Source organism: Corynebacterium breve (assembly GCF_030252165.1).
Taxonomy (GTDB): domain Bacteria; phylum Actinomycetota; class Actinomycetes; order Mycobacteriales; family Mycobacteriaceae; genus Corynebacterium; species Corynebacterium breve.
Map to the genome: position 1 here is coordinate 1,606,587 of NZ_CP126969.1, position 20,311 is coordinate 1,626,897.

The 20,311-nt window shown below is 58.0% G+C and carries 20 protein-coding genes, 1 tRNA gene and 1 other RNA gene; 10 read left to right on the forward strand and 12 right to left on the reverse strand.

Annotated features, from left to right (window positions below; genetic code table 11):
* Positions 1 to 1,332 (reverse strand): glutamine synthetase family protein, encoded by a 1,332-nt coding sequence (locus QP027_RS07795; protein ID WP_284823826.1) that lies wholly within the window; start codon positions 1,330 to 1,332, stop codon positions 1 to 3.
* A gap of 64 nt (positions 1,333 to 1,396) precedes the next feature.
* On the opposite strand from QP027_RS07795, the gene QP027_RS07800 reads away from it, so the two are divergent.
* Positions 1,397 to 2,989, forward strand: a complete 1,593-nt coding sequence (locus QP027_RS07800) for a CYTH and CHAD domain-containing protein (protein WP_284823828.1) — start codon at positions 1,397 to 1,399, stop codon at positions 2,987 to 2,989.
* Here the strand turns inward: QP027_RS07800 and QP027_RS07805 are convergent.
* Positions 2,986 to 3,195, reverse strand: a complete 210-nt coding sequence (locus QP027_RS07805) for a hypothetical protein (protein ID WP_284823829.1) — start codon at positions 3,193 to 3,195, stop codon at positions 2,986 to 2,988. The genes QP027_RS07800 and QP027_RS07805 overlap by 4 nt on opposite strands.
* A 65-nt stretch (positions 3,196 to 3,260) precedes the next feature.
* Here QP027_RS07805 and QP027_RS07810 point away from each other — a divergent pair, with 65 nt between their 5' ends.
* Complete coding sequence (locus QP027_RS07810; protein ID WP_284823831.1) at positions 3,261 to 4,517, forward strand: galactokinase; 1,257 nt, start codon at positions 3,261 to 3,263, stop codon at positions 4,515 to 4,517.
* Between the two features lie 10 nt (positions 4,518 to 4,527).
* On the opposite strand, the gene QP027_RS07815 is transcribed toward QP027_RS07810, so the two are convergent.
* From QP027_RS07815 to QP027_RS07835, 5 genes are all read right to left on the reverse strand, one after another.
* The gene (locus QP027_RS07815; RefSeq protein ID WP_284823833.1) at positions 4,528 to 5,922 is read right to left on the reverse strand and encodes an RNB domain-containing ribonuclease; all 1,395 of its coding nucleotides are present in this window, start codon (positions 5,920 to 5,922) and stop codon (positions 4,528 to 4,530) included.
* A 26-nt stretch (positions 5,923 to 5,948) separates the two neighbouring features.
* Positions 5,949 to 6,347: RNase P RNA component class A (gene rnpB / locus QP027_RS07820), an RNA gene on the reverse strand.
* Between the two features lie 40 nt (positions 6,348 to 6,387).
* Complete coding sequence (locus tag QP027_RS07825) at positions 6,388 to 7,557, reverse strand: bifunctional RNase H/acid phosphatase (RefSeq protein ID WP_284823834.1); 1,170 nt, start codon at positions 7,555 to 7,557, stop codon at positions 6,388 to 6,390.
* A complete protein-coding gene (locus QP027_RS07830) occupies positions 7,554 to 8,225 on the reverse strand; it encodes a zinc ribbon domain-containing protein (protein WP_284823836.1) in 672 nt (223 codons plus the stop codon). Before QP027_RS07830 ends, QP027_RS07825 begins: the two co-directional genes overlap by 4 nt.
* A gap of 16 nt (positions 8,226 to 8,241) precedes the next feature.
* Positions 8,242 to 9,372, reverse strand: a complete 1,131-nt coding sequence (locus QP027_RS07835; RefSeq protein ID WP_284823837.1) for a Nif3-like dinuclear metal center hexameric protein — start codon at positions 9,370 to 9,372, stop codon at positions 8,242 to 8,244.
* 64 nt (positions 9,373 to 9,436) lie between these two features.
* On the opposite strand from QP027_RS07835, the gene QP027_RS07840 reads away from it, so the two are divergent.
* The 5 genes from QP027_RS07840 to QP027_RS07860 all read left to right on the forward strand — a co-directional run bounded on the left by QP027_RS07840 (position 9,437) and on the right by QP027_RS07860 (position 13,871).
* Positions 9,437 to 10,072, forward strand: a complete 636-nt coding sequence (locus tag QP027_RS07840) for an HAD-IA family hydrolase (protein WP_284823838.1) — start codon at positions 9,437 to 9,439, stop codon at positions 10,070 to 10,072.
* Between the two features lie 3 nt (positions 10,073 to 10,075).
* The gene (locus tag QP027_RS07845; RefSeq protein WP_284823839.1) at positions 10,076 to 10,540 is read left to right on the forward strand and encodes a low molecular weight protein-tyrosine-phosphatase; all 465 of its coding nucleotides are present in this window, start codon (positions 10,076 to 10,078) and stop codon (positions 10,538 to 10,540) included.
* 87 nt (positions 10,541 to 10,627) lie between these two features.
* Entirely contained in the window at positions 10,628 to 11,512 is an 885-nt protein-coding gene (locus tag QP027_RS07850) for an SURF1 family cytochrome oxidase biogenesis protein (RefSeq protein WP_284823840.1), read from the forward strand.
* An 18-nt stretch (positions 11,513 to 11,530) separates the two neighbouring features.
* A complete protein-coding gene (locus QP027_RS07855; RefSeq protein ID WP_284823842.1) occupies positions 11,531 to 12,256 on the forward strand; it encodes a hypothetical protein in 726 nt (241 codons plus the stop codon).
* A 436-nt stretch (positions 12,257 to 12,692) separates the two neighbouring features.
* Positions 12,693 to 13,871, forward strand: coding sequence for an IS1249 family transposase (locus tag QP027_RS07860; protein WP_284823844.1), 1,179 nt, complete (start codon positions 12,693 to 12,695; stop codon positions 13,869 to 13,871).
* A gap of 119 nt (positions 13,872 to 13,990) precedes the next feature.
* On the opposite strand, the gene QP027_RS07865 is transcribed toward QP027_RS07860, so the two are convergent.
* Positions 13,991 to 14,066 (reverse strand) — tRNA-Val (locus QP027_RS07865).
* Between the two features lie 69 nt (positions 14,067 to 14,135).
* Positions 14,136 to 14,540 (reverse strand): DUF3052 domain-containing protein, encoded by a 405-nt coding sequence (locus QP027_RS07870; protein WP_284823846.1) that lies wholly within the window; start codon positions 14,538 to 14,540, stop codon positions 14,136 to 14,138.
* A 180-nt stretch (positions 14,541 to 14,720) separates the two neighbouring features.
* Between QP027_RS07870 and aceE the strand changes: the two genes are divergently transcribed.
* On the forward strand, positions 14,721 to 17,450 hold the full coding sequence (aceE, locus tag QP027_RS07875) for a pyruvate dehydrogenase (acetyl-transferring), homodimeric type (RefSeq protein ID WP_284823849.1): 2,730 nt from the start codon (positions 14,721 to 14,723) through the stop codon (positions 17,448 to 17,450).
* Positions 17,451 to 17,526: 76 nt separating this feature from the next.
* Here the strand turns inward: aceE and QP027_RS07880 are convergent, their stop codons facing one another.
* Together QP027_RS07880 and QP027_RS07885 are read right to left on the reverse strand one after the other, a co-directional pair.
* Positions 17,527 to 17,667: a hypothetical protein gene (locus QP027_RS07880; protein WP_284823851.1), complete on the reverse strand. Its 141-nt coding sequence runs from the start codon at positions 17,665 to 17,667 to the stop codon at positions 17,527 to 17,529.
* Between the two features lie 24 nt (positions 17,668 to 17,691).
* Complete coding sequence (locus tag QP027_RS07885; protein ID WP_284823852.1) at positions 17,692 to 18,690, reverse strand: alpha/beta fold hydrolase; 999 nt, start codon at positions 18,688 to 18,690, stop codon at positions 17,692 to 17,694.
* 30 nt (positions 18,691 to 18,720) lie between these two features.
* Between QP027_RS07885 and QP027_RS07890 the strand changes: the two genes are divergently transcribed.
* A complete protein-coding gene (locus QP027_RS07890; protein WP_284823854.1) occupies positions 18,721 to 19,008 on the forward strand; it encodes an acyl carrier protein in 288 nt (95 codons plus the stop codon).
* Positions 19,009 to 19,026: 18 nt separating this feature from the next.
* Positions 19,027 to 19,845, forward strand: a complete 819-nt coding sequence (locus tag QP027_RS07895) for an HAD-IIA family hydrolase (RefSeq protein ID WP_284823856.1) — start codon at positions 19,027 to 19,029, stop codon at positions 19,843 to 19,845.
* Here the strand turns inward: QP027_RS07895 and QP027_RS07900 are convergent.
* Positions 19,826 to 20,173 carry a hypothetical protein gene (locus QP027_RS07900; protein WP_284823858.1) on the reverse strand — a complete coding sequence of 116 codons (348 nt, stop codon included), beginning with the start codon at positions 20,171 to 20,173 and terminating at the stop codon, positions 19,826 to 19,828. The genes QP027_RS07895 and QP027_RS07900 overlap by 20 nt on opposite strands.
* Between the last annotated feature and the right edge of the window lie 138 nt (positions 20,174 to 20,311).

A 20,311-nucleotide genomic window follows, 5' to 3' on the forward strand; every position in this document is an offset into this window, starting at 1 on the left:
TTACAAATCCAGGTTGGTGGCGATTTCCCACTCGGTTACTTGCGAGGTGTATTCATGCCACTCATCCCATTTCGAGCGCAGGAAGAACTCGAAAACCTGCTCGCCGAGAACTTCTGCCATGAACTCAGACTTCTCTAGGTGGCGCAGCGCTTCGTCCAGCGAGGACGGCAAATCGCGGTAGCCCATGGCGCGTCGCTCACGACGAGTCAACGCGAACACGTCATCCTCGGCGGGATCCCCGAGCTCATAACCTTCGCGAATGCCCTTGAGCCCCGCGGCGAACACCGCAGCGTAGGCGAGGTACGGATTCGCGCCCGAATCCAATGAACGCACCTCAACACGACGCGACTCCGGCTTGTGCAAGCGGTACGTAGGCACGCGGACCAGCGCCGAACGGTTGGAAATTCCCCACGTCACCGCGGTTGGAGCCTCGGAACCAAACTGCAGACGCTTATATGAGTTCACCCATTGATTGGTCACCGCGGAAATCTCATGCGCGTGTTCCAGGATGCCCGCGATGAACTGCCTGCCTGTGGTGGACAACGAAATCTCGTCGTCAGGATCGTGGAATGCGTTAGTGTCGCCTTCGAACAGCGAGACGTGCGTGTGCATCGCAGATCCCGCAAACTTCTCAAATGGCTTAGGCATAAATGTCGCTCGCACGCCAGACTGATGTGCCACGTTCTTGATCAAGTAGCGGAAGGTAACCACATTGTCTGCCATCGTGAGCACGTCGGCGTGACGCAAGTCAATTTCCTGTTGTCCCGGCGCGGTCTCATGGTGGGAGAACTCCGTCGCGATCCCCATCGCCTCAAGGGCAAGCATTGCTTGGCGACGAAACTTCGGCGCAACGTTTTGATTGGCCTGGTCGAAGTAACCACCGGTGTCAGCTGGCAGCGGGATGCCACTGGACTCGTCGAGGACATAGAACTCAATCTCGGGGCTGGCCATGCAGGTAAAACCCTCCTCGGCAGCCTGGGTCACCTGGCGGCGCAAGACCTGGCGCGGATCTACGTAGGCCGGATTGCCATCCGGCATCGAAATATCGCAGAACATGCGCGCGGTCTGGAGATCAGGGTCATCGAGGTCGAAAGGCATGACCTGAAACGTCGACGGATCCGGAAGTAGCAACGTGTCGGACTCCGAGATGCGGGTGAACCCTTCAATGGACGAGCCATCAAATCCAACGCCTTCTTCGAAGGCGGCTTCCAGCTCGATTGGGCTCATCATGACTGTCTTGAGGGAGCCAGCGATGTCGGTAAACCAGAGGCGGATGAAACGAATATCTCGCTCTTCGACGGCACTGAGCACAAATTCCTGTTGACTGTTCATACCTACCGACTGTAGCGGGAACAGAGGGCTAAGATTGAAGAAAACTACCCTAGGAAGGTCACAGATGACTACCCCACGTTTCTTGGAGGTCGAGGCGAAGTTTGCCATCGACGAAACTACGGCGGCTCCGGAGCTCACCACCCTGCCAGCAGTCGAGAAGATCGGCGAGACGGTTGAGCATCATCTCTCCGCGATCTACTACGACACCGCTGATCTCCGGTTGACACGCTCGAAGATTACGCTGCGTCGTCGCACTGGTGGCAAGGATGACGGCTGGCACATCAAGCTTCCTAGCGACCTTGGCCGCATCGAGCTTGCAGCGCCGCTGACCGAGCCGAGCCAGATCCCGGATGAGATTATGTCCAACATCCGCGCGATCGTTCGCACCGCACCATTGGAGCCGATCGCGCAGGTAGACAACCGTCGCGTCGAATCGATCCTGCTCAACGCTGACGATGCCCCGGTCGCGGAGTTCTGCGATGACCATGTCACTGCGTGGTCGCTGCTCCCTGGTGGCGAGCGCACCTCGTGGCGTGAATGGGAGGTCGAGCTTGCTGGTGAGATGCCGGGCACCGAAGAAGGCACCGAGCTCATTCGCCAGGCCACCACGTACCTGATTGCGCAGGGAGCGCGCGTATCGTCGTCGCCAAGCAAGCTTGTTTCGGCATTGGGTCGCTCGCAGGAGAACGCTCCCCTGCCGCCGCACCTGGCCGGGATCCTGCTGCCGGAGGGTGATCCGGCGTTTGCTGTGGTCGAGGCACTGCGAGCGAACCGCGACTCCCTAATCAGCTGGGATCCGCGTGTGCGTCGCGACGAGTGGGACTCCGTGCACCAGATGCGCGTGGCCACTCGCGAGCTGCGTAGCCACCTCGAAACGTTTGAGGGCATCTTGGTTTCCGATGAGTTAGATTACATCGAAGACGAGCTCAAGGAACTTGCGCGCATTTTGGGTGAGGCACGCGATGCCGAGGTTGTCGAGGAGCGCTTCCACGACCTTCTCGATTCCGATGCAACCGGGCTTATCGACGACACCGCGGCCGCTCACATCAAGGACGACATGCGTGCGGAATATAACGAGGCGCACGCACGAATCGTGGACACGCTGAACTCCGATCGCTATCTCGCGCTGCTTGACACGATCGATCAGTTGATCGCCCATCCACCGGTGGTTGACCCCACCGCTGAGGTTGCCGAGGGCGAGGAGTCAGGTGGCAAGCCGGCCAAGCCTTCCGAGGTCTTGTATGACCACCTCGCCGAGGCATACAAGAAGTTGATGAAGCGCCACCAACGAGTGGTGGATAACTACGGTGATCTGGAGCTACCGCTGCACCAGCGCGAGGACTACGTCCACGACATGCGCAAGACCGCGAAGAAATTGCGTTATGCCGCCGAGGCCGTGGGCGAAGCATCCAAGAAGCTCAAGACCGGCAAGCTCGCGAGGTCGTGCAAGAGCCTGCAATCGCTGCTGGGTGACTTCCAAGATGCCGTCACCGCGCGCGACCGCCTTGCAGATCTGGCACAGGATGCCCGCGAGCGCGGCGAGGACACCTTTGCCTACGGCATGCTATACCAGCGTGAAATGGACAACGCCGCCGCGGCCCTTGAGGGCTACGACGACGTTGTTGCCGATATCAAGCGCGGTTTTAAGAAGCTCTAGTTCTTCTCCCAGGCCGCAGGCTGGCCCCAGTCGTCGTCAGCCTCTTCTTGGGCCTCCGCCTGCTGGTTGCGTGCCTCGGCAATCTTGAGCGCGTCGCGGGCTTCCTGCTCCGTGTCGTACGGCCCCATGCGGTCATCCCAGCTGCCTTCCTTGCCCTGGGTCACTTCGCCGGTCTTTGGGTTGTAGAAGTACTTCTCGTCAGCCATGATGCCTCCTTGATAGTTCCGGTTAGTGGCGCCCATGGTACCCGTGCGATTGCTATTGTGGGGCCATGCCTATGTGGACTTCACCAGAAACCTCCCCTGCTGAGCGCATCGTAGCGATGCATCACGACATCACCGGAAACGCGCCAGTTCAAGTCGCTGATGCCCCGGCTACCTGGGTTGTCATCGGCGAAAACGTTGACCACTACGGTGGTGTGACCATCGTGGGGCTGTCGTCGCTGCGTTCCGCTGCATGCTATTCGTTGCGTGACGACGACACCGTGCGCGTTACTTTCACAGCGCCAGGTGCCGAACAAGTCACTGAGGAAACGACCCTTGCAGATGTGGCAGCGATCGCCCAAGCTCAGCACGCCGAATTCGACGAAGTCGGCGACATCCCTGAGCGCACCATGGCCACTCGTTTCGCGGGAATCGTACATACTCTGATTACCCGCCAGATGCTCTCGCGCGATACCTCCGGCATGGACATCACGATTGACTCCGACATTCCGTTGGGCATCGGTTTGGGTTCGATGTACGCAGCCGATGCCGCTCTTGCGTTGGCGCTGCAGGCCGACAATGAGGACTTGGACGAAGCTCCCCAACGCGCTCGCCTCGCCGAAGTATGCACCCAGGCCGTGGATCAGTTTTCCTCCATGCCGGTGCTGCGTGCGCGCCACACCGCGGTATTGCGAGGCATCCACGACACCGTTTCTGTGGTCGACTACGCCGACGATTCCGTCACCCAGGCGCCACACCCGAAGCGCGCAGGCGTGCGCATTTTTGCAGTGACCAAGGACATCGGCCATGCTGATGACTCCCAAGCCGAGTTGATTTCCACGCGCCGTGATTTCATCACCAATGCGTGCCAGAATTTCGGCACTGACTCTTTGCGGACCATTCCGGATGCCACTGTCCGCGTCATCGAGTGGTTGGAGGCAGTGCACCAGGTACATGGCGTCGAAGACACCCCTACGTTGGACGAGGCCAACCGCTGGCTTACCTTCTGCGAAAACGAGACACTGCGTGCACTCGCAGCCGCCAAGGCATTGCGTTCCCGTCACACCAACGACTTGTTCGCCCTGCTCAACACCCCGGAGGACTTCCACGGTTTGGACACTCCCGACGAGCTTGTCCAGCTGCTCAACCTACGCGGAGCTGCGGCGGCTCGCCCTTCCGCAGCCGGAATGAGCCAAGCAGTCATCGCGTACGTGCCGGTGCCGAAGGCAGATAGCTTTGCCGCCGACCTCGCCGATGACGGATTCCACGTAATCGAGATCATGACGGGTGATGTGGCAGGGCTCAAGGATCAGCCCGAGGGCTGACATTGCTTGATTAGTCTGCGGGCCAGGCGAACGTCACTTCACGAGTCTCCACATCCGCACGGATAAGTGACAACTTGGTCTCGATGCCTTCCTCTGGATGTCCCAACGATTGGCCCAGCACCGGAGGATCGGAGATGAACACGCGTGCCACCGACTTCGTCGGGTCGGACTGCAAAATCACGCCATCGAAATTGTGCCCCACCCAGGGCTGCAGCACCGTGGCTTCCGTCAGATTCAAACATGCCTTGTCCACTGTGTTCGCCAATTGCGATGTCCGCCCCATCGACTTCACCACGGCTGCCGCGTCGTCTTTCACCCACTGTGGAACCTCATAGCCACCAGAGATCGCCAAGCAAACTTCTGAAGCGTAGCGGTCGATGAGTCGTCGTAAAGGCGCGGTGACGTGCGAGTAGTAGCCGCCGATCCCTGCGTGTACCTCAGCATCTTTGGACTCGAGATCGACATAGCCGGAGCCACGCAAAAGCTTCTGGGCTTCTCGCATGACTGCCATTCCGCGCGGGGTGTCCGAATCGATCTGGGCCAAGAACTGGCCGATGGGCATACTGTTTTGCTCGTAGCCAAGAGCGTTGACCTCACGGCGGAACTCTGCTTCGGCCTCGCGCCCCGCAGGTCGGAGCGTGCGCAGGAAGCCGTGGCCTGCAGACTGCATCATCTGGCCCGCAGCCATGCCGGTGAGCAAGGAGATCTCGGAGTTGTAATCCATGATCGGATGCCGCGGCTCAATTTGCAGCTCATACTCGCCATCTTTGGTGTCTTCCACACGCACCGAGGGAAGTCGCAGGTTAATCGCGTCTCTGCGAAGCGACGACTCTTGGCGAAGCTTGCCTACCTCGGGAAGCAGCTCGATCGAAGGGTGGATTCTTCCTTGGTCTAGCTCAGCTTGCACGTGGTCATAGTCCAAGCGCGCAACGGAATGAATAGTGGCGCGTTCAACGGAAACGTCATCGATTTCGCCGTCGGCTGCGAGCTGGAAAGTCCACAGCACAGCAGGCCGATCCACGTCAGGCAGCAAAGATGCCGAGTCTTCTGACAGTTCCTCCGGATGCAATCGCGCAGGTTCATCTGGCAGGTAGATTGTTTGCCCGCGCACAATGGATTCGTCGCGAAGCAATGAGCCTGGCGCAACAAACGCCGCAACGTCGGCGATTGCGTACAACACACGATATCCGTCCCCCGAGCGCTCGATGAAGACAGCTTGATCAAGGTCTTTTGACCCCACGGGGTCGATGGTGACGAAAGGAACGTCGCGCGCGTCTCGGCGTGAGTCTGCGAACTGGTCGCGGGCGTTGGCGGCCGCTTCATGCAGCTCAGGGCTAAATGAAGTGGGGATCTTGAACTCTTTCGCGATTGGGCGAAAGTTCAGGGGCGCGGCATACAACTTCATAACAGGCCAGTATGCCAAAAAATGGGCGAATGAGCCGACCTGTAAGCCGGATTCTGTGCCCTTTCGGGCGGCGATCATCCATCTGGATCACCCATCGCTGAGTGTCTCAAGCAGCTACCTTCGGACTTGGGCGGGCAGCCTCGTAGCGTCCGAATAACCGCGCAGTGTGCGCAGTTTCTTGCCTTGCTCCCAGTGGGGTTTACCTGGCCGTGCGTGTCACCACGCGCGCCGGTGCGCTCTTACCGCACCCTTTCACCCTTACCCACGTTTGCCCGTGGGCGGTCTACTTTCTGTTGCACTTTCCCGCAAGTTGCCTCGGGTTGCCGTTAGCAACCACCGTGCCCTGTGGAGTCCGGACTTTCCTCGACCCCCGCTTCCCTACATTCGTATGGAGTTCGGGGAGCCGCGATCACCCGGCCAGCTCATTCGCGAGGCCCAACTTTACGCTCTTTGCAGCGCATTTCCCTAATTAATCAGGTGTGCTGTCTCGTTCACACGACGTACTACGGCGCTCTCTGTATAAAACTCCACCACGCTTATCGATGCCAAGTCGAGGAAAAGCCGCGAAAAAGTCTCTGCGCTCGATGCCAACCCTTGGCGGATAAAAGATTTCACTGGGGTGACGTGAGTGACTACCAGCACGGTTTTACCTGGGTAGCGTTCCTGTAGTTTTAGTCGCGCGCGGGTTACCCGCCGATGCATCGTTTGGATTGACTCCCCTCGCGGGGGTGCCTTGGCTGTGTTGCGCTGCCATTCCGCGTGCTCTTCTGGGTATCGCGCTACCGATTCCGCCATGGTCAGGCCATCGAAGACTCCAAAGTCCATCTCGCGCAGATCGTCCACAATCTCGACAGCTAGGCCGAGCGCCTCTGCGCAAAGGTGTGCCGTTTCCTGCGCACGAGTCATCGGCGAGGAAACGATGATGTCAATCTTTTCGGTCGCCGCGATCTGTGCAGCTGCTGCCCTCGCCTGCTCCTTGCCTGTTTCGGTGAGCACTGGGTCAGAGGATCCCGAGTAGCGGTGTTCTGCCGAATGCTCGGTCTGCCCGTGGCGCAAGAGCACAAACCTAGTCGGGCTTTCGTCCTTGCCGTACCACTGACTATGGGTACCTACCTCGTGAGTAGGCGCATCGGTTGGGCCTGCTAAACGGGGTGCAGCCTGCGGTGCGGCATTGTCCTGCGCTGGAGAGTTGTACAGGCTGTACTTTTCGACGACACCTTGTGCGGTTCCCTTGGCGGCCTCATCCATCGCCAGGTTTGATAGCTCGTCTGCCTTTTTGTTTTTGGCTCGGGGCACCCACGTGTAGGTCACCGAATTGAGGTCCTGTGCGATCTTTTGAGCCTCAAGCGCAAGTTTTTGCATGTCAGGATGCTTGATCTTCCAGCGCCCTGACATCTGCTCGACCACAAGCTTGGAGTCCATGTAGACATCTACGTCCGTGGCGCCTAGGTCACGGGCGCGCTCAAGCCCACGGACCAGCCCGTGGTATTCGGCGACGTTGTTGGTGGATTTCTTGCCGACGACGTAGACGATTTCGTCCAAAGTATTGCCGGCATCGTCGTACAGCACCGTTCCTGATCCAGCGATGCCCGGGTTGCCCCGCGAACCGCCGTCGGCGTACATCGTTACTTTCATCGGATGAGAATCGTTCCGCAGTTCGGGCAGGTGGCTAGTTCGTCGGCGGGCACGGCTTCTACTTCGGCGCGTTCTGAGGGTGGGAGCTGCAAGAAGCAACCTCCGCACATCCGGCCGTTGTAGGTTGCAGCGGAGACATCGTCGAAAAGTGAAAGGACATCTGCGGGGAGTTGTACACGCAACTCGGCGGGGTCTTTTGGTGCTTCCGGCGTGGGTGCTGATTCCGCTGCGCGCTTGGCCAACTCGATCTTGCGGTCGAGTTCGTCAAGGCGTGCGCCATGCACGTCCACATTGTTGCGCAGCGCGGAGATTTCGTTGTGGGCCTCTTTCAGCTCGCTAAGGAGGTCAGCAATGCGAGACTTTGCAGCGTAACGGTCATGCTCCAGGTCCTTCCTGCGCTCTGGGTCAGTCTCGGCGGAGAGCTGGCGTTTGTCGTCGAGCTCTCGCTTTTTCAACTTGCGCTCGTCTTCTTGGATACGCAGGATTTCCAGTTCCATGTCGCCAAGTGCGAGCTGAGCGGAGGACGCTGCGTCAGCCATGCGTGCACGATCGGCAATGAGCTTGTCTAGTTCCTGTTGCTCTGGGCTGACTCGGTCGGGTTGGTTCACGGCGCGTTCTGCCGTAGCTAATTCCAGTAAAAGACTGTGCAGTTCGGGAGCAAGTTTCATGGTCTAACGTCTCTTTCTAGTTTTCAGGATGGGCAGATACAGTCCATGGATCGGTGCGCAAAGAAATGATCTCGGTTTCTACCCCAAGACCAGCAACTATACCTTCTGCCTGGGTGGTCCAGGGAAATTCGCTGGCCCAGTGCGCTGTATCGATCACCGCTGGACCACCTGCACGCAGATGCTCATCCACTGGGTGATGGCGCAAATCACTGGTGACATACACATCGACACCAAGCTTGCGTACATCGTCAAGGAAGCTGTCACCTGATCCTGACGACACTGCCACACGCTTAACTAGCTGGTCAGGGTTCCCCGCGGCGCGAACTCCCCACGCGGTTTCGGGCAAGGCGTTGGCTACCTGCTGGGTAAACTCCCGCAACGTCATCGCCTGTGCCAGCTCGCCGATCCGGCCCAATCCAGTCGCGCGTTCTATATCAGCATCGCCTTCCATCACCACAATGTCGAAGGCTGGCTCCTCGTAGGGATGCACGCGACGGAGTTCGTCGATAAGCAAGGTGCGCAAGCGGGAATCCGCGACAAATTCAACGCGAGTTTCCGGGGCGGCGTAGTGCTTGCCGACAACCCCGTCTGTCGGATCTGCGCCCTCCAGCGGGGTGAAACCGCCTTGGCCTTCAATCCGGAATGCGCACTCTGAGTAATTCCCGATCCGGCCAGCACCGACGTGGAACAGCGCCTGCATGACTTCGTCGACATTGGCCGGCGGGATGTGTGCACCCCACTTGTCTTTAATTTGCGGGTCAACGATTTTGATGGGGCGACCAGGGGTGATGCCGATCAGTTCGGCAAGCTTGTCGGAGACACCAGGGCGGGCAGAATCAGCGTTAGTGTGTGCTGCGAAAAGGGCACACCCTCCCTTGAGCAAAGTGTGAATAACCTTGCCCTTGGGAGTGTCGGCCGCAACTGACGTGGCACCGCGAAGTAGTAGCGGATGGTGTACCACGAGCATCTGTGCCCCAAGTTCCACTGCCCGCTCTGCAACAGCCTGAGTAGGGTCCAAAGCAAAAGCGACGCGGGTGACTTCGTCGGTTGGGTCGCCACAAATTAGTCCGACAGCATCCCAGCTTTCAGCCAAATGTGGTGGATACGCTGCGTCCAGAACATTGATTACATCGCCTACTGTTGTCATGCGTCCCATCCTAGAACACGCTCACGACACGCCATTGGCGCGGAACTGTGGGATGCTGAATAGCGTGACTGTCTTATTAGTTGACGTTGATGGCACGCTCATTGACTCCTTCCCCGGTATCCGTGCAGGATTTCTCCACGCCCTCGATTCCGTCGGCTGGCCACACCCATCTGACGACGTAGTTTCGCGCATCGCCGGCCCACCAATGGAAACGACTCTCAGTAGCTTAGGAATGGCCGATGACACCGTTCGCGAGGCTTTCGAGGCGTACATGTCGTTCACCCGCGACGGCGGCTGGGCCGATGCAAGCGCGTTCCCTGGGATCCGAAATCTCCTCGCTGCATGGCATAACGATGGATTTCGCATGGTAACGGCGACGTCAAAGGGCGAGGGGTTCGCCCGTGCGATTCTTGAGCGCGAAGGACTCATGGAGTACTTTGAATTCCTCGGTGCCGCTGAAGAATATGGCACAAGGCGCACAAAGGAAGCTGTAATCCAGTATGTTTTCGACAATGTAGATCTTGACAACGAAAAGATCTTGATGATTGGTGATCGTCACCACGACATCGACGGAGCCGCTGCCTTCGGTGTTCCCACCGCAATTGTGACGTGGGGCTACGGCACTCAACCAGAGTGGGACGACGCCGATTTCGTAGCCCGTACACTGCAAGAACTTGACCAGATCGTAAGGAATTTCTAACTCATGCTGCATCTCGATTTCGTCTGTACCGGAAATATTTGTCGTTCCCCGATGGCGGAGGTCATCGTCCGCGACGCGCTGGACAAGGCTGGTTTGGCCGAGCAAGTCAAGGTCTCCTCCTGCGGCATCGGAAGCTGGCATGTTGGCAACCCCGCCGACGAGCGGGCACTGAAAGAGCTGCGCGACAACGGTTATGACGGATCTGCTCACCGTGCAAGCCAGATCGGCCCCGAAGACCTCGACGCTCACCTCCTGATCGCGCTCGACACCGGCCATGTTTCACAGCTTGTCGCGCGGGGTATCCCAGAAGAAAAGATCCGCCTCCTGCGTTCCTTCGACCCCGCTGCGCCAGACCAAGCGAGCGTAGAGGACCCTTATTACGGTGGCCCAGAAGGATTTGCCGTTACTCGCGAACAGATCGAGGCGGCTGCGCCGGGCATCGTTGAGTGGGTTCGGTCCCAGCTGTAACCAGCGGTACAGTGGGTGAGTGTGAGGCGCACTAATACGAAATCCTGGTGGAGAAAATTCCTAACACCCGGCTGGATTCTCACAGCCGTGCTGATTGTGATCTTCTCCTACTTCGCCTTTACATTTTTGGCCCCCTGGCAGTTGGGCAAGAATGAGGCAATCGTCGAACGCAACGAGCGCATCGAGCACGCCTTCGAGGTCGATCCCGTCCCAGTTACGGACCTCGTAGCTGCCGATGGCACCTTCGACCGTGACACCGAGTGGTCCCGCGTGACCATGACGGGGCGCTACCTCCCGGACGATGAAGTCCTCCTGCGTCTGCGCCCTGTGGAAACGCACCCTGCGTACCAGGCTCTCACTCCCTTTGAGACTGACAACGGACTTATCATTTTGGTCAACCGCGGCTGGGTGCCGGCCGTCGATGGCACCAAGATCGGTGATCTCACGCCAGCGCCTACCTCCCAGGTCACCGTATCTGGTCTCTTGCGTGTCGACGAAGGTGTCCACCACAACGCGCCGTTAATCGACGAAGGCAAGCAGCAGGTGTACTCGATCAATACCGAGCAAATCGCGCAGCTAACAGGCACTGACATCGCGGAACCGCTGGTCCAACTGTCCCCAGAGCAGCCCGGCGTACTCAACCCCATGCCGCTGCCCCAGCTCGAACGCGGCAACCACCTGTCCTACGGTCTGCAGTGGATCGCTTTCGGAGTAATGGCCCCGATCGGCCTGTTGTATTTCATCTGGTCAGAAGTCAAGGAACGTCGTCGAGTGCGCGAGGAAGAAGCCGAACTCAACGCATCGCTTAACGACGATTCCTCTGCCACGGGTCTCGACCCGCACCCTGAGGATCTTCCGACACCCGTACCGGCTGAATCGACGGTGCAGTCACAACGCATGCGAAACCGCTATGGTGATGCTAGGAAGAATCATTGGGATCGGAACGCGAAGAAGAACCAAGAACGAATTTAGGGAAGAAGCGGGTACAGCATGAACTTCTGGAAGCGCCTTTTCGGCTCGGAAGAAACTGAAGATAACGCTGCAGAACAGACAGTCGAGAATTCTGCGCAGGCTCCTGCACAGGCCGAAGCACCTGCACCGACCCGTTTTGCAGGGGTTACCACACCAAGCAACGAACTCGCTGACGCAGGCGAGCGCCTCATATCCGCGTGCCTTACAACATTGGAGCGCGTGGATATTGAGCCGAAGCCAGCAGTTGAACTCGCCGACATCGAAGACGCCGTGCTGGACGATCTCGACATGTTCCGTCGTCGCCCGCTGACTACCATGATGGCGCTACGCGACCCTTCAGAGGAATTGATTTTCAGCCACGTCTACGTGGACGATAATGACAAAGTCCGCGCGACTCCTGAAGACTTGGTCGAGTACTTGGACGAAGTTGCCACAGCAGCTGGGTCCGATGTCTACATCATTGATCTCGTCGTGTTTCCCGATCCAGATACTCCCAACCACGGCTCACTCCGCTTTCGCAAGGGCGAGTGGGACGTCCATGACATTTCCTACGAACTTGACCCCGACTTCGGTGATGTCGAAGCCGAGGCCAAATTTGCTTCCGCAGTGTCGTGCCCGGGAAGGACTGCGTATACCTTTGAAGCTGCCTACCACACCCACCCAGTGACAGTGTGGGTCAACGAGCAGGAAGCATACGCAACAAACTTCCGCGCCGCCGTCGAGGCTGAGCTAGAGGCGCACTAGTTCCTCCACCACGGGCCACCTCTGCCGCCATTGGCCCGTAGCACCGCGCGCTTGTAGGCCACCAGGTGATTCTCCGAACCCGCTCGAAGGTTGCCGAGTGCTTCTAACCAATTCTCATCGACCGCGGCGCGACGGCGATACCCGGCTGTTCGGGATTTGCTATTCGGGTTTTGCCCATCGTGCAATTACTTGCCACAGAATCTCGCCAGGTAGAGAGGCTATGCGTTCCTATGCATATCCTAAATCCCGAACGGCAGAACCCGAACGCGCCCAAAGGGTTATGCGACAAAATGTGTGTCCAGTGAACTGGTGTTTGCCCAGCTCCTTGGTCAAAAATGGTGGGTTTATAATGATCTGCCCCTTATAAATACCTCGGAGTCGTTCAATCCCGGACCTGGTTGTAGTCGTGTGGTAGTGGGTTCGGTTCCCTTAACGGATGAGCAAAAACCGACCTCACTGCCCGGTATGTCACGGGCCAACCAAACGTAATGAAACCACGTCAAAAGGCACGGTACGCTGGCGTTGCAAGAACAAACAGTGCGGCGCTTCAGCGTCTCACTCCCGACCGGACAAACGGCTAAGTTCAGATTTCGCGGTCTTCATCGACTGCATCTGCGGCAAACAATCCATGCAAGAAGCCGCCGATACAAAAGGGATAAACAAACGAAGCCTTGAACGCAGGTTTCGCACGTTCTGGTTTATCGATATCCCACACGAGTGCGACAACTTCCGCATCTACGACCAGGTCTTTATCGACGGAACCTACACAGGAGCCGGATGTCTTCTCATCGCCGCCACACGCAACTACGTTCTCAATTGGGTATGGGCACGATACGAAACAACTGCGGCCTATCAGCAACTTCTAGAGCCACTACAACCTCCCCTCATGGTGGTACTCGATGGTGGTCGCGGTGCGTACTCTGCAATCAAACGAACCTGGCCAACAACCCACATCCAACGATGCCTTGTCCATGCCCAACGCGTCGTTCGCAGGTACGTCACCTCCCAACCACGCACCGATGCTGGCAAAGCAATCTACAAGCTTGCACTCGACCTCACACGCGTACGCACGATTGGCCAAGCGGCGCAATGGACCGCCCACCTGCAACAATTCAACACCGTCTACCGAAGCTGGATGGACGAAAAGACACTCAACATCACCACCGGCAAGCGTGAATACACGCACCTATCCGTGCGCAAGGCCTACAACAGCCTGACACACCTTTCCCGGCAGCAATGGTTGTTTGCTTTCCTCCAACCGCCAGATACGCCAACGACCAGCGGATTTGAATGGGTATCAACGACCAACCACCTGGAAGGAGCGATCAATTCACAGCTCAAACTACTGACAAGACTACACCGCGGAAGAGCAGGTGAGCGACAAAGAAGAATGCTCGAATGGTGGCTGCATCTGCACACCGAACAGCCCAGACCACCCACCGAAATAGCCAAAGAACAAAACTGGGGGCGCGATGCACTCGCCAAAGTTAACACCACGCCCCGCAACGAAAACCAAGCCGACCAGCAAACAGGACGACCAGCTCTCTACGACAACGCTATCCCAACCGAGTACAGCCACAACCTAGGCGTACAGAAAGGATGGATAGGAACCTAACCCCGACACGGGGTAACAGCCCCGGACACACATTTTGTCGCATAACCCTGGCATGTCGTGGGAGTGTCGTGCAAATGCGTAAGACCCCCTTCCCGTTTTGCCGGAAAGGGGGTCTGACCTGGTGCGCCATGAGGGGATCGAACCCCCGACCTACTGGGTGTAAACCAGTTGCTCTTCCAGCTGAGCTAACGGCGCGTTGGAAAAGACTTTAACACGCAATGAACTGAGATAACAAAACGCCAGTTCAAAGAATGTTTCTAAGCCTTAACGTCCGCCGGCTTCAAGGCATGAACCTTGCCAAGTGCCGATCCGATCAGCCTTGGTCTGCACAAGACCTGCAAGCTGGGCAGATTCGGAAATCTCGCCCGGGTTTACGGACCCAGGCTTGTTTGCAGCAGGGGTCAGCAGCCAGATGCGCCCTTCCTCGTCGAGGTTGCGCGCGGCATCCATCAGCGAATCCACAAGGTCCCCGTCTTCAGCGCGGTACCACAGTAGAACGACGTCGCACAGTTCGTCTGTGTCTTCGTCGAGAAGCGAATCACCGATGGCATCTTCGATTGCCTCGGAGATCGATGAGTCTGCGTCTTCATCCCAACCCAGCTCCTGGACGATGTGATCGCCCTCGATACCGAGCTGCTTTGCGTAATCTTCGACACCTGTGGCGCCCACAGTGTATGGCCTCCTTGAAAAATTCTACGAACATAGAAAAGGATACCGTGGCTCTGAAACGTTTTCTTGTTTTGGCTTGATTTTGCAGGTGGCGTGTTTGCGCAGTCACTTGATACACGAATTGGCAAAAGTCAGTATTCTGGAGGAACACTATTCTCCCGATTTTTTGGAGGTTTGTTCATGGCTGACCAAAATGCTCAGAACGCCGACTCTAACTTTCCCCTGATTCGCGACGGTGTCGCGTCGTATTTGCACGATACTGATCCTGAAGAGACTCGCGAATGGATGGATTCGTTGGATGGATTGCTCGATGAGTCTTCGCCTGAACGAGCCCGCTATCTCATGCTTCGCCTGCTCGAGCGCGCGTCGGCAAAACGTGTGCCATTGCCTTCGCTGACCTCGACCGACCTAGTCAACACAATCCCAACCGAGATTGAACCTGACTTCCCGGGCGATGAGGAAATCGAAAAGCGCTACCGTCGCTGGATGCGCTGGAATGCAGCCATCATGGTCCACCGCGCGCAGCGCCCAGGAATTGAGGTCGGTGGACACATTTCCACCTACGCGGGTGCCGCTCCTCTCTACGAGGTTGGTTTTAACCACTTCTTCAAGGGCAAGGATGCATCCCAGGGCGGCGACCAGATCTTCTTCCAGGGCCACGCCTCCCCTGGTATGTACGCACGTGCTTTCCTCGAAGGTCGCCTGTCCGAAGACGACCTGGACGGCTTCCGCCAGCAGGTTTCTCGCCCGCAGGGCGGTATCCCGTCTTACCCGCACCCACACGACATGCCGGAGTTCTGGGAGTTCCCAACCGTGTCGATGGGTATCGGCCCGATGAACGCGATCTACCAGGCACGCTTTAACAAGTACCTGCAAGACCGTGGCATCAAGGACACCGAGGATCAGCACGTCTGGGCATTCCTCGGCGATGGCGAGATGGACGAACCGGAATCTCGTGGCCTGCTCCAGATGGCAACCCTGTACGAGCTGGACAACCTGACATTCGTGATCAACTGTAACCTGCAGCGCCTGGACGGCCCTGTGCGCGGCAACGGCCAGATCATTCAGGAGCTTGAGGCATTCTTCACCGGCGCTGGCTGGGAAGTAATCAAGGTTGTCTGGGGCCGCGAGTGGGACGCACTGCTGGAGAAGGACGAAGACGGTGCTCTGGTCAACATCATGAACACCACCAAGGACGGCGACTACCAGACCTTCAAGGCAAACGACGGCGCATACGTCCGCGAGCACTTCTTCGGTCGCGACGAGCGCACCCGCAAGCTCGTCGAGGACATGACCGACGAAGAAATCTGGGCGCTGCGCCGCGGTGGACACGACTACCGCAAGGTGTACGCAGCGTACAAGCGTGCGCTTGAGACCAAGGGCAAGCCAACCGTGATCCTTGCGCACACGATTAAGGGGTACGGCCTAGGCCACAACTTCGAGGGCCGCAACGCGACCCACCAGATGAAGAAGCTGACTCTGGAAGACCTGAAGCAGTTCCGCGATAAGCAGCAGATTCCAATCTCCGATGAGGATTTGGAGAAGGATCCATACTTGCCACCGTACTACCACCCAGGTGAGGACGCGGAAGAAATCAAGTACATGAAGGAGCGTCGCGAGGAGCTCGGAGGCTACCTCCCTGAGCGTCGCGAGCAGTACACCCCGCTTGAGGTCCCTGATATCCAGTCCTTTAAGGCGCTGCTCAAGGGTTCCGGTAAGCAGGAAGTTGCTACCACGATGGCGCTCGTGCGTACATTCAAAGCTCTCATGCGCGATAAGGAGATCGGCAAGCGCATCGTCCCGATCATCCCTGATGAGGCACGTACGTTTGGCCTTGACTCTTGGTTCCCAACACTGAAGATCTACAACCCACACGGCCAAAACTACGTGCCAGTGGACCACGATCTGATGCTGTCCTACCGCGAGGCAACCGACGGACAGATCCTGCACGAAGGCATCAACGAGGACGGTTCTTCCGCTTCCTTCATCGCTGCCGGCACTTCCTACGCCACCCACGGCGAACCAATGATCCCGATGTACATCTTCTACTCGATGTTCGGTTTTCAGCGCACCGGTGACGTGTTCTGGGCAGCGGGCGACCAGCTCACCCGAGGCTTCATCATCGGCGCTACCGCCGGCCGCACCACCTTGTTTGGTGAAGGCACGCAGCACATGGACGGACACTCCCCAGTGCTCGCCTCTACCAACCCTGCGGTCATCCAGTATGACCCGTCGTTCGCCTATGAGATCCCTTACCTGATCCGCGAGGGCATCGACCGCATGTACGGCCCAGATCGCGGCGAGAACGTCATGTACTACATCACCGTGTACAACGAGCCGACCCCGCAGCCTCCGGTTCCAGAGAACCTGGACGAGGAAGGCCTGCACAAGGGTATCTACCTCTACGACAAGGGCGAGTCCAAGGACAACAACGTTTCCCTTCTCGCTTCTGGTGTCGGCATGCAGTTCGCGCTTAAGGCACAGCAGATTCTGCAGGACGAATTCAACGTCGGCGCTTCTGTCTACTCCGTGACCTCCTGGGTCGAGCTCGCCCGCGACGGCGCAGCGAAGAAGGTAGAGAAGCTGCGCAACCCAGCGGCCGATGTTGAAGAGCCATTTGTTACCAAGCAGCTTAAGCAGACCGAAGGTCCTTACATCGCGACCTCCGACTTCACCAGCGACCTGCACGAGCAGATTCGCCCATACGTCCCAGGCGAGTACTTGGTTCTGGGTGCCGATGGTTTCGGTTTCTCCGACACCCGCGAGGCAGCGCGTCGCTACTTCAACATCGACGCGGAATCCATGGTTGTCGCTGCGCTGATCGGCCTGGCAAACGAAGGAAAAATCGACATCTCCGTCGCAGACGAAGCAGCGAAGCGCTTCAAGCTAGACGATCCTACGAGCGTCTAGTTTCTCGCTTATCGACGAACCCCTGGGCCGTCCACATTGTGGACTCCCAGGGGTTTTGCGCTTGCCCACCCTTTCGTTAGACGACGAAGCGCTGATTCTCCTGCGGCATCCACGGCTGGGTTCGTCCGCCACCGATGAACGCCATCTCCACCGCGGAGGCATTGAGCAGATCGGCCGAATTAATCAGTCCCGCCGATCCGAGTTCCGCGCAAGCCAATGCCCCGAAAAAGGAAAATACAGGCTAATCGTCACGCTGCACAGTATCGCGCACCAATCGAAGGATCGCAGTACTCACTGTGGCAGGAGTTTCTAGGGGGAGCATGTGACCGGCGCCTGGGATTACTTGTAGGTAGGCGGAAGGCCAGATCTCTTGGAGCCGCTCTGCTTGTGACAACGGTGTCACGTCGTCGTGAACGCCGGCGATGATATAGCCGGGTACCTGTTCGAGGTATGGGCCGGTGTTGAGTTCGTTGTGGATCTGCAAGTCGTCAAAGTAGCCGACAAAGGTTTCCAGCGGGGTTTCGTGAATCATGGCTGCGTGAAATTCGATCAGATCGCGGCGCGTTTCACGATGAAATACCGCAATGGCCAGGCTCGGAGCAAGAAGCTTGGTTACGTCGTCGCGGAACTCGTCAGCTTCTTCGGGGGACGCCTCCACTGCGTCATAGACCGCACGCGCCAGTGGAGTGGCAAGAATCTGGGGCACCCCTTGATCGCTGAGTTCTTCTACCGAGCTGTTGATCATCACAGCGCCGGCAAGCTCAAACTGGCCCGCGTATCGCCGAATCAAGCTCAACCCTACTAGCCCGCCCAGCGAGTGTCCGACGACGATGACGGGACCAGTCACTGAGCATTCCTGCATCACCGTCCACACGTCGTCGGCGGCGTCGTCGATACTGCACCCTTCGGGACGCACTGCCCCGGTTTGCCCGTGACCGCGCAGATCAAGCAGTACTTGCCTAATGTTCTCGCCACGAAGGTGATCCACCTGCTGGTAAAAAGCCTCCGCCGCGAGCGTAAAACCGTGAACGTACACGACTGTCACCGGCGCATCGTGTGGGCCGACAACATAGTAGTGGACGGGGACTTCGTCGTTAAGCACGATGCCCTGCTCGGTGAGGTTGGTCAGGCCGGGAGTTCGCTCCGCCGAATGCAGCCGGCCGCGTGCGAGGGCAATTTTCCGACGACCGCCGGGTGTAAAGGCACGGGCATAGACGGCGGGATTGTACATAAGGTTCATTCTAGCCGGTGTAGCACTAGACTAAGCCCCATGGAACTTTCACAGCGTCTCAACTTTGAACTGCCGGAGGAACCCGCCACTCCCCCGGCGTCCAACACAATTGGGCGTGTGGCACAACTTATCGAAGACATCACTGGCATCGATGCCGAAACCGTCACTGCGGATTCGACCCGTGCGTCGTTGGGCATTGATTCGCTGTCCATGATTGAGATCATCGTACGGGCGGAGGATACGTTCAATGTGCGAATCGACGACGAAGCGGCGGAGAACTTTGTCACCGTGGATGATATCGTCACTTACCTCGCGGAAAACGCGTAGCCGTTGCACAATACGGGTATGAACGCCCCGATTTCCTACCTGACCGATATGGATGGTGTCCTCATTAAAGAGGGCGAGCTCATCCCTGGTGCCGACGTCTTCATTCAAACCCTGCGCGACAATGACATCCGCTTCATGGTGCTGACTAACAACTCCATGTCCACACAGCGCGATCTGTCCGCTCGACTCATGGCGATGGGCCTCGACATTGAGCCGGAGCGTATTTGGACTTCGGCTGCAGCAACTGCGTCGTTTCTGTCGCAGCAGGTCAGCGTGTCTACCGCATACGTGATCGGCGAAACTGGGCTTACCACGGCACTGCATGAGGCGGGCTGGATTTTCACTGAGATCAATCCTGATTTCGTTGTTCTCGGCGAGACTAGAACGTATTCCTTCGAGGCGTTAACCACCGCCTGCAATTTGATCAATCGGGGCGCGCGCTTCATTTGCACGAACCCCGACGTGTCGGCGCCTGGCCCGCAAGGTGTTCTACCCGCCACGGGTGCTGTCGCCGCAATGATTACTGCGGTAACCGGTAAGCGTCCTTATTACATCGGCAAGCCAAATCCCGTGATGATGCGTTCTGCTCTGAACTACATCGGCGCGCACTCGGAACGCACTGTGATGATCGGTGATCGCATGGATACCGATGTGAAATCCGGTCTAGAGGCAGGCATGCGAACGATTCTGGTGCGCTCCGGAATCGCCGACGATGCCGAAATCGCACGCTACCCGTACCGCCCGACCATGACGATTGGCTCGATCGGAGAGCTCACCGATCGCATCCTCGACCCATTCGGCGATGGGCACTACACCGCTAAGCCGGACGAAGAGTAGCGCTAAAACCGTAGTCAGAGGCAAGCTTGGCGACGACGCGCTCGAATCGTTTCATATCGTCGCGTGGCGCTTGCAGCACTTCACGGCAGGCTACTGCGCGGGCGCCAAACGTCGTCTTGTCACGCCGCCAGCGGGTAAACCACGTCATGTCCCAGATGTCTTGACCGGGCAGATTCGATGTTTCCGCTGGAGGCAGGTACACGGCCATAAGCTCTTCCACCTCGCCGCGCAGCGCGACAGGCATGCCTGAAATCGTGAGCACGAATGTAGTGGGCGCAGCACAGACAGGCTGCCAGGTGATAATTGGTGCGGCCAGAGTAGTCGTCATGTGGGGATCCTTTTCGCGTCATGCTTGTGGCACACCGCGAGCTGCATTCTTTGCTCAGCGGTGTGAGACGAGGTTCGTCTTCCCCAACGGCCTCAGAAGTATTCTCACCCCACACGACCACCACCGGCAACCCTCAAG